Here is a 9,381-nt window from a genome sequence, read left to right on the forward strand (position 1 = left end):
CTTCCTGTGCCCATAGCTCGTCTCCTTTGCTGCACATTATGCTATCAAAGGAGCGGCACCAAACCGCGACAGGTCCAAGCCGGTCGGGGCACCGGACTGGATCGAGCGGCTGCACGGGGAAATCGCGGCCGCGATGGAGCACAATTTCGAGGAAGAGATCGCCGCGCGGGAACGCAAGGGGCGGTTCCTCGAAGCCGAACGGCTGCGTGAGCGCGGGCCCGTCGACGCGTGGAAGTCGACGCGCGGCGGCCCGCTTCGTGAGGGCATCATCACGGTGAACAAGCTCTGGTTTGGCGGGACCGGACATGAACACTGGGACCCTGACCGGGTGGAGGCGTTCAAGCAGCGCGCGACGGAGTTCCTTCTCGAGCATTTCCCGGATGGGCAGCTCCGAGAGGTGAATATCGATGAAGATGAAGAGGCGCTGCACATTCATTTCGCGGTCGCCGTATGGGTGGAAAAGGTCAGCCAGAACCGGGGAACACAGTGGTTGCTCCAGCCCTCGGCAAACCCCCTCCTGGCGAACTATGAATACGCTCAGGATTTGGCGGGTGAGGCGTTTGTGGATCTTGGAATTCACCGTGGTGAGAGACGTGCCGAGGCAGCCCGTCAGGCGCTTGCGGCCGGGGTTGAGATGCCGGAACCGCCTCGGCACGTTCCACCGTCTGACTGGCGCCGGGAACAGCGGCGCCTTGCACTGGCGGACCGGGACCGGATCCGGGAGGCAAGCCGCGCCGAGGCCGAGGCGACGGTCGCGGATGGAGTGGCGCTGGCGAAATCCGTGGTGAAGAAGTCGCGTAAGCGCGCGATCGCAGAGGCGAAGGCTCGGAAGGCCGAGGCCGACCGTCAGGCCGCTGTCGCTCAACGCGACCGGGCCCGCGCGGATGCGCAGGCCGAGGTTGCGCGGCGGGCGAAACTGGAGGCGGAGGAAGCTCGGAAGGAGGCTGAGCGGAAGGTTGAAGCGGCGAGAGAGGAGGCCGCGCGGATCGCGAAGGCCGCGGGGGACCGGGCCGACGTCATCATTGCCGATGCGACTGCGCTCGCGACCGTGACGGTGCGGAAATCGCGCAAGCGCGCGATCGCGGACGCCCGGGCCCGACGCGCTAAAGCGGACCGGGCGGTTGCCGTTGCCGAACGCGCGCGGGCCGATGTCGAGGCTTTGGCCGAGGTCGCCCGCGATGCCGCCGAGGAGGACCGGATCAGAGCGGAGGTTGCTGCCACAGCGGCCGCCGAACAGACCCGGATTGAGGAGGCTCGGGCGACCGGGCTTGCCCGGGAGATCGAAGAGCTGACCGTGGACGCGGTTGCAATGGCCCGCGTCGTGGCAGACCGGAAGGCCGAGGCGGCGCGCCTGAAGGCGGAAGCCGAGGAGCAGGCCCGTGCCCGCGATGCGGCCGGGGCGAAGTGTATCAAAGCTGAGCAAGCTAAAAAGTCTGCCGCTGAAAAGGCCCGGAAAGAAGAGGCCCGGGCGGCGAAAACGCGGGATCGGGTCGGTGTGCTGACCGACGGATTGGGCGCTCTGGTCAAGGAGATCGACAAGGGCACGCTCGCCCGTGATCCGGACGGCCGCATCCGGGCGAACGAGCCTGACCGTCTTGAGGCCGCCTGTCTCGAAATCTTGCCCGCGATTGAGCTCGGCGTGAGGATTGTTTGCGGAGCGAAGAGCGTCCATCGCGATGCGCGTGTTGTCCGTGACGCGACCATGCGGGAGCGCAAGGCGCTGAAAACGGATCAAGCTGCGCTGCGCCAGGGTCAGGAGCAGCTCGCGGAAGATCAGAAGCAGCTCGAACGGAACCAGAACGCCGTCGAGGCTCAGGTCACGCGGGCTCAGTGGATGTTGAACCGCCTCGAGACCTTGCTCAGTCGCTTCGTGAGATGGCTCAAGTTGTCGAGCATGCCCAAATTCATTCGGGATGAGGGGCTCGAGCTTCTCGGGGAAACGGCGGAAACGATCGCGGATCTCAAGGAGGACGGGCTGGAGATGTGAGCGGCGGGGATCAGCGCCTACGCGTCAGGCAATGATACGAACTATGGTTCAAGGTGACGACGGACCGGGCCACCAAAATTGAACGCGCAGACTCTCGTTATGAACGAGGGACCAGCGGGGGCAGGTCACACTTGCGAGTCAGGGCCTGCCACTGTATGCAAACTTAAGGAGATCCAGCACGGAGGCAAGCGGCGATCCATGACAACATGTGTCATCGTGCTTGGCATGCATCGCAGTGGTACGAGCCTGCTTGCAGGCTCGTTGCATGACGCCGGTGTATATATGGGACATACTCTCAACACCGGCTTCCAATTCAACCCGAAGGGCCTGTGGGAAGCCCCCGCGGTGCTCTATATGCACGAGAGTCTTCTGGAGCAGAACGGCGGCAACTGGCGTGACCCGCCCGAGCCGCAACTCGAATGGGGCAAGCTGCACCTGTCAGTCCGCGATCTCTTCATCGAGTCCAGGCAGGGCCACCCGCTATGGGGGTTCAAGGATCCGCGGACACTCTTTGCCCTCGAGGGCTGGCTCGAGGTGCTGGACGACGTGCGGCTCATCGGGATTTTCAGGCACCCAGCGTCGGTGGCAGCGTCTCTTGCCAACCGCAACGGTATCGACGTCGACAGCGCGCTCGCCCTCTGGCGACGCTACAACGAACGGCTGCTGCACGCACGACGCGCTTTCGGGGCCACGCTTGTGGAATATACTGACACCGCCGCGGATATGGAACGGCGCCTTGCAGCCGCGCTACGCCGGGTCGCTCCGGACGCGCTCGAGCGAGTGCCTTTCTTCGATCCGGCGCTCTACCGGAACCCGGCTGACGACGACGGGCTTCCTCACAGTGTCCAGAGTCTGCTGGACGCTCTGCGCTCCGAAGCGGCATGACGCCCCGGCTCGATCCCCTATCCACCCGTCTCTTTCCCAAGGGACAGGGGGCGGCAGCCTACCAGCTCGAGGGCGTCGCGGCCCGCTGCGACTGGGTTCTGTGCTCGGACTATGCCGAGCCCACGACGGCACTACTGATGCCCGGGAGCCGGGAGCGGCCCCAGACGATCTTCGTATCCCTTCGGTCGCCGTTTCGGGCGCTCGAGGTCTTCGCCGAAGAGGTGCTCCCGCGCCTGAACACGCCCTTCGTCCTGATTACCGGCTCTGAGGACGTCACGCTGCCGCAACAGCTCGACGCGCGCTGGCGCGACTATACCGAGGCCGAGGCCGCCATGATCGAGCGGATCCTCGCGCACCCAAAGCTGTGCCATTGGTTCGTCGAGAACCTATCCTGTGCGGTGCATCCCTCAGTCTCGCCGCTGCCGCTAGGGCTTGTATTCCCCGAGGGGCGGCCGGAGGGTGGTGTGCCGTACTCCGATATCCCGCCGCTCTCCAACCGGGCGGGGAAGGTGCTCGTCGCGCACCGCGTCAGGGAGGGGTTGCAATGGGAGACCCGACGCAGGATAACTGCGGTTGCGCGGACGGCCTGGGCCGAATTCTGCACAGTAGCCGAGGACGAGGTCGCGCCAGAGGATTTCGAGCGCCTGCTCGGAGAGCATGTCTTCGTCGTCTGCGCCGAGGGCGGAGGCCTAGATCCGTCGCCGAAGGCGTGGCAGGCGTTGATCCAGGGCGCGATTCCCATTATTAAGAGGGGCCCGCTCGACGCGGCCTACGCCAGGCTGCCGGTCGCTTTCGTCGATGACTGGGAGGCCAGGTTCCTGACCCCGGAGATATTGTCGCGCTGGCAAGTGGACCTCGCCCCCCAACTCGAGGGGGCGGCTGCGCGGGAGCGGCTGCGCGTGCGCCTCGGCCTAGACTACTGGTGGGCGCAGATCGAGGGCGCGTGGCATCCGGGACAGGACTGTCTCCCTCACGACGCAACGTGAATTTTATCGCCTGTAGATATGTCGTTACTCGCGGTGGGTCGCTTTCGCCCTTTCTGCTCTGCTGGACAAATCGAAGCAGAAAATTGACTGGCAGCGGCCACAATTATTCGATACTTCTGCCGCGACTAAACTGGAGCCTGCGCAATGATAACTTTAACCGAGGCCCAGAGATCTTCTTGGGTTCCAAGGGATGCGCTGCGACGATGTAAGAGTTTGATCGACAGATCGCCAGACCTGCACCCGCGATACGAATTGGCTAAACAGGTCATCCGTCATTTTCGCACACCTGCGTTCTACGAGATCAGCCAGCGATGCAACATATGGTGTGAAGGGTGTTACTATTTCGAAAACCGACACCGGCTCCGGGTCATTGACGAGCCGTCAACAGGCGACTGGGAGTCCTTTTTTGAAGGTGAGGCGGCTCGCGGCGTCAGCATGGCCTATTTCGTCGGCGCGGAACCCGCACTGGAACGAGACCGTCTCCTGGCCGCAAGTCGCTATCTGACTTATGGAAAAATAGGGACCAACGGCACGATAAAATTGGACCCGGACATCCGGTTTCGGATAGGGGTCTCGGTTTGGGGCGACGATGAGACCGACACACTTTTACGTGGAGGGTCCATTTTACGAAAAGCCCTGCGTAACTATGCCGGGGACGAACGCGCTGTCATGCTGTTCACCTTGTCACCGTGGAACCTTCACACCGTACCCGCAGTTCTCGCGGCGAGTCGCGACCATGGATTGCCAGTAACCTTCAGCGTGTTTTCGCCAACCCGGACATACTCCGACAAGATTGCTGCTCAGTTTCCGGCGGACGACGAGTTCTTTCGACTTGCACCGGAAAAGGGCATACCGGTTTTCTCGGCGGACGACCTGCTGCGCCTAAACGACGCCATGACACGCGCGATGGACGAGTTCCCGGAGACGGTTCTTTGCACACCGGGGTTCCGGGATGTGATCACGCAAGCCGGCCCGCTGTTTGATATAGACCCGGACACGCAAGTCGCCCGCGACTGCGGATCACGGATCGTCGGAAACTTGCGCTATCACTCTACAGCTCTAACTGCCGAAGCTGTGAAATGCTGCACTCCGGACATCGAGTGCCGGGATTGCCGGCTATATAGTGGCGTCTGGTCGTCGCAGTTCATTCCCGACGCCAGATTTCTCCGCTCGCGGGAAACCTTTGTCGTATGGCTTGACATGATGGACATGCTGGGGCGGATATTTCTTTTTCCGCTGCCGGAAATCTATCGGCAGGCCGGGCAGGCCACAGCATGAGCCCATCATCCTTTTACCATCCGGTTCCGGGTCTGGCGCTTGCCACGAGGGGCGTTGGTCGCGCGCCCGGTGTGCTTAAGGCGCTGTTCCAGACCGTCGACCACTGGCCGACAGACTTGTTGCACAAGCCTATAGTTCCGGTTGCGGTGCGCGGGGCGAACATTTTGCATGTCATGCAACCGGAACTGGCCAATCAAATCCTGACCAACGACGGAACGAGTTTCGAAAAACACTGGATTTACCGCAAGATAGCGGGCGGTGAGTCCGGCCCAAACAGCATGATCGCCGCCAAGGGTCAATCTGGCTGGGATGCTAAGGCGGCGCTGGGGCCAAGTGTGAACCGTCGCAGCGCCACACGGCATGTGGCGATGATCCGCTCTGTCACCGAACGAATGGCGCGGCGTCTCGACCCGGCGCAGGGCGAAATGGACATTTCAGCGCTGCTGGCCGCTATCACCTTCGAGGTGATCTGGCGACTTATGTTCGCGGACAAAGATATGGACCTGCGCCTGCCCGCATTCGTGCACGAGGCCATCGAAGGCATCTATGCTTCGCGGATGGCGAACGATCATCGCCGGGTTGCGGACCTGCTGGAAGAGACGGCAGACAAGTCCATGGCCTTCGCCGCGCGCTGTCCGCACATAGCCTTGCCTGCGTTTGTCGCGGATGGTGATAATCCGCTTGACACAGCAACCTTGCGCGACAACATCCGCCTGTTTCTGAGCGCGGGACACAAGACCAGCGCCGCCGCCATCGGCTGGACCCTATGGTTTCTGGCCCGAAGCCCGGTCGCGGACAAAGCGGTTCGCCATGAACTTGGGGCTATTGACCCGTCGGAACCGGGCGCATTTCTCGACACACCAGTCACTTCGGCGGTTCTGAACGAGGCAATGCGCTTGTTTCCACCGGCCGTCATTACCGTTCGGCAGGCTCGGCATGAGATGCAGCTGCTCGACCATCAGGTTCCCGAGGGGACACCGGTGGTGGTCAACTTCTACGCGATGCACAGACATCGCCAAGTCTGGTCGGACCCGGACATTTTCGATCACACGCGGTTTTTGCCGCCGAAGGTCGGCGACATCACGCCGGGTTCCTTTCGGCCCTTCAGCGCCGGGGCCCATGTGTGCTTGGGCAAGGCGTTCGCTGAATTGGAGCCGATCGTGATCCTGTCCGAGTTGCTGCGGCTTTTCCGGTTCAAAACCGCCAGCGAACCCAAGCCGGTATATTCCTTCACCCTTCATGCCTGGGGCGGCGTGACGCTGATTCCAGACGCAATCCGCAAATCCAGATAACCGGGTGCACCATGCGCGACAGTTCCGCAGAATACGCAAAACACTATAATCACATCATCTTCGACGCCGCGATGCGCAAGTTGTATGAAGGCAGCAATTTCTTCAACGTGGGATACTGGCGCGACGTTCAGCCAGTGACAACGGACAATCTGAACGCGGCGTGCGAGGCCCTCGTCCGCGCTCACATCGACCTCGACCCCGCAAGGGGGACCCTTGCGGGCGACATTCTGGATGTCGGCTGTGGGCTGGGCAACACGACGCGCATGTTCGCGGATGCCTATCCGCGGGCGCGGCTGACGGGGGTGAATTTCTCCGCCGAGCAGATTGACTTTGCGTCGCGTTCTTATCCTGAGTTGCACTTCATTCAGAAAGACGCCTCGCGGCTCGATTTGCCGTCCAACAGCGTTGACGGGATCTATTGCGTCGAAGCGGCCTTCCACTTCAACACTCGCGAGGATTTCCTGCGCGAAGCCTTCCGCATACTCAAACCTGGCAGTCGGTTAATCTTCAGCGATGTGCTTTACACCCGCAGCATTTACGGTATCCCCAAGGAAAACACCGGGCTTTCGGTCGATGCGTTCATGGCCCAGATCCGGGGCATCGGCTGGGAGGTTGAAACGTGTCTAGACATCACCAACGAGACCGGGACGCCGTATCTGAACCTCCTGATCGAAAGTGGGTTTGAACGGGCAGGACGGATTTGGATCAAGCTTCTCGAACATTACCTTCTGCTTGCGCTGACAAAACGCTGCACAACGAACGCGTGAAAGGGTGACACATGGTTGAGCTTTCCGACACTGCTGCACAGATCGAGATCGCCACGTCTTTGCGGACCCCAAACGAGGTTAAGTCGGCGATCGAAGTTCTGTTTCGCGAGGGCAAGGGCCAGGAGGCCTTTGCGCTGGCCCGGGCGATCTATACCCATTGTCCGCATATTCCGCCCAACGTGCGTAGCCTGCTTCTTGCGCGGGCCTGTGTGCGGACCGACCGCGAGGCAGAAGCAATATCCGTTCTGACCGTCGCCGATCGCACGCCCGACATTGCGATTCTGCTTGCCGAATTGCACGTCAAGAACGATTGCCCGGATGAGGCGCAGGTTCTGTTGACGGAAATCGAACGCCAAATGCCGGAAAAGATGCCCTCCAGCACGCGTTTCAGGGTCGCCAGGCTGGCAATCCAGACCGAAACCGGGAAGCTGGCGTTCGATGCGCTTTGCGCAGTCCTTTGTGCCAACGACCTGATTTTAAACCACTTCTATCAGACGCTTGGATACTTGCTCAGTCCGCTGTGCGCAGAGTTTCTGCCCACCCTTGATGAAGCAGTGATCCGTGCCGCCGAACAGCAACTTGAAACGTTCGACGACACGTTTTCCTGCCGCCTGCGTCTGGCGGATTTGCTGGGCAGGATTGGCCAGTCCGAGAGGTCAGACACGCTGCTTTCCTTGCCAAAACTGCATCAGACCTCCACACTCCACGCCATACCGCTGCTCAAGCGTCAGGTGGCGGATGGCGACGCCACGCCAGCGATAACTGCCGCAAAGACCCTCTTGCTACGAACAAACGACACACCAAAAGCCAAGACGGGCGTGCTTCTGTTTCTTGCGAATACGTTGTTTAAAGCCGGCCGGGCGGACGACTTCGCCGAAGTGCTTCGCAATTGGAACCCCGACCAGAATGGCGACTTTGCTACCAGGGAGCTAGCAAGAGTGCTGCGCCAAACTGGTAACGAGGAACTCTTGGACACGTTACGCGGGATTAAAGCCGCCCGCATCCGGGCCGACTTGCCCGAAAGCCTGAGCGCGGGGCTTGCCGCCCTTCCGTACACGCCGGGTCCGGCAATGACTGACGTGCCCGAAGCCATGCTGATGCCGTTTCGCCTGTCCGGCCTGCCCGATGACGCCTGGCCCGAATGGTCCGCGCGGCAGGGTTGGGGGGGCGCGGCCTCGGCGTTTATCCGCAGATGGGCGCTCTACTCCGGCTCGGACGGGCGTCAGGATGTTCTGGATCTCATCGACCCGGTTGACATATCGGTGCTTGAGGATGCGATGGGGCTCGGACGGGGGGGCATTCTGGTGGGCACCCACGCAGGCCCGGTCTACGCGAGCTTTGCCACCTTTGAAAACCTCCGTTGGCCTTTCGCCTATGTGGGCCTTGGCGGTGCAACCGAGCAGACCCGCGCCACCGGTATTCTGTGGGCCGGGTCGTCGCCCGACGCGATGGTGAAATCAATCCTGACACACCTGAAGGAGAACCGGCTGGTTGGTGTCACAGCGGATGCTCATCTTTCGGGGGGCACCCGGTCGGTCGCGGTCGGAGGTGCAACCCTGAGAGTGTCACGTCTGGTCGCGCGTCTTTCGTTCGCGCGCGGCATCCCGTCCGTCTGGTATGAATCCCGCTGGCGTGACGGCCGCCTTGAGGTCAGGCTGACCGCAATGCCGCTGCCAGAACCGCACGAATCCCGAGAGGATTGGGAAGACCGCTGGTTTGCTGCCTATCAAGCGAGGCTCAGCGACTTTCTCGCCAGTGCGCCAGAAAACCTGAGCGGCCTTCAGGGCTGGACGAGCGGCCAGCAGTAAATTTCAGGATCACGTTTGCAGCCCGCAGACCGGCCAGGTTGGCGCCGCGCTTGTTGATCACGACCCGATCTGGTACGCAATTGGCGGCTATCGCGCGCGCCTAAAGGAGCGCCGGGACGCCGCTAGGTCCCGGCGTTCGGAAAGCAGGTAATCAAGGCTATGACCCTCCCGATCCTCGGCCAGTTAGAGATACGTCTATTTAGCCCTCGCCTAGTGCTGTCAAAAAAACGTGAACAAATCTCAGGCTTGGCCAAAAACCATGCGCCTAGCTGTGGAACGTCAACAGGTTGTTCCGATCCAATCCTAATCGGCTGATTGGTGGTTTTGACTTTAGCGCCGAGTGCGGACGGTGCCAATTGTAGAGATGCGTCCATACGG

At 61.6% G+C, this 9,381-nt stretch carries 7 protein-coding genes and 2 pseudogenes; 7 read left to right on the forward strand and 2 right to left on the reverse strand.

The features are described 5' to 3' along the window. Window positions 1-133 precede the first annotated feature (133 nt). The 7 genes from BKY27_RS19020 to BKY27_RS19050 all read left to right on the forward strand — a co-directional run bounded on the left by BKY27_RS19020 (window position 134) and on the right by BKY27_RS19050 (window position 9,003). On the forward strand, window positions 134-1,987 hold the full coding sequence (locus tag BKY27_RS19020) for a hypothetical protein (protein ID WP_071676045.1): 1,854 nt from the start codon (window positions 134-136) through the stop codon (window positions 1,985-1,987). 198 nt (window positions 1,988-2,185) lie between these two features. Beyond that, window positions 2,186-2,872 (forward strand): sulfotransferase family protein, encoded by a 687-nt coding sequence (locus BKY27_RS19025; protein WP_071676046.1) that lies wholly within the window; start codon window positions 2,186-2,188, stop codon window positions 2,870-2,872. Further along, entirely contained in the window at window positions 2,869-3,858 is a 990-nt protein-coding gene (locus tag BKY27_RS19030) for a hypothetical protein (RefSeq protein ID WP_071676047.1), read from the forward strand. The genes BKY27_RS19025 and BKY27_RS19030 overlap by 4 nt, the downstream gene beginning before the upstream one ends. 252 nt (window positions 3,859-4,110) lie before the next feature. Continuing rightward, on the forward strand, window positions 4,111-5,136 hold the full coding sequence (locus BKY27_RS19035; RefSeq protein WP_146636314.1) for a radical SAM family protein: 1,026 nt from the start codon (window positions 4,111-4,113) through the stop codon (window positions 5,134-5,136). After that, a complete protein-coding gene (locus tag BKY27_RS19040) occupies window positions 5,133-6,428 on the forward strand; it encodes a cytochrome P450 (RefSeq protein WP_071676049.1) in 1,296 nt (431 codons plus the stop codon). The genes BKY27_RS19035 and BKY27_RS19040 overlap by 4 nt, the downstream gene beginning before the upstream one ends. 11 nt (window positions 6,429-6,439) lie before the next feature. Next, window positions 6,440-7,195 (forward strand): class I SAM-dependent methyltransferase, encoded by a 756-nt coding sequence (locus BKY27_RS19045; RefSeq protein WP_071676050.1) that lies wholly within the window; start codon window positions 6,440-6,442, stop codon window positions 7,193-7,195. 11 nt (window positions 7,196-7,206) lie between these two features. Further along, the gene (locus BKY27_RS19050) at window positions 7,207-9,003 is read left to right on the forward strand and encodes a hypothetical protein (protein WP_071676051.1); all 1,797 of its coding nucleotides are present in this window, start codon (window positions 7,207-7,209) and stop codon (window positions 9,001-9,003) included. Here BKY27_RS19050 and BKY27_RS20445 read toward each other — a convergent pair. Both BKY27_RS20445 and BKY27_RS20055 read right to left on the reverse strand, forming a co-directional pair. Beyond that, window positions 8,999-9,183 (reverse strand): annotated as a pseudogene (locus BKY27_RS20445) (IS6 family transposase); the annotation flags it as partial. The gene BKY27_RS19050 and the pseudogene BKY27_RS20445 sit on opposite strands and share 5 nt — an antisense overlap. Before the next feature lie 85 nt (window positions 9,184-9,268). Then, a pseudogene (locus tag BKY27_RS20055) lies at window positions 9,269-9,381 on the reverse strand (IS481 family transposase); the annotation flags it as partial.

The organism is Nioella nitratireducens (assembly GCF_001879715.1).
GTDB classification, from domain to species: Bacteria; Pseudomonadota; Alphaproteobacteria; order Rhodobacterales; family Rhodobacteraceae; genus Nioella; species Nioella nitratireducens.

Bases quoted from the DNA above. Each gene is read 5' to 3' on its own strand.
- BKY27_RS19020 (WP_071676045.1), top strand. From the start codon at position 134: ATGGAGCACAATTTCGAGGAAGAGATCGCCGCGCGGGAACGCAAGGGG.
- BKY27_RS19025 (WP_071676046.1), top strand. From the start codon at position 2,186: ATGACAACATGTGTCATCGTGCTTGGCATGCATCGCAGTGGTACGAGC.
- BKY27_RS19030 (WP_071676047.1), top strand. From the start codon at position 2,869: ATGACGCCCCGGCTCGATCCCCTATCCACCCGTCTCTTTCCCAAGGGA.
- BKY27_RS19040 (WP_071676049.1), top strand. From the start codon at position 5,133: ATGAGCCCATCATCCTTTTACCATCCGGTTCCGGGTCTGGCGCTTGCC.
- BKY27_RS19045 (WP_071676050.1), top strand. From the start codon at position 6,440: ATGCGCGACAGTTCCGCAGAATACGCAAAACACTATAATCACATCATC.
- BKY27_RS19050 (WP_071676051.1), top strand. From the start codon at position 7,207: ATGGTTGAGCTTTCCGACACTGCTGCACAGATCGAGATCGCCACGTCT.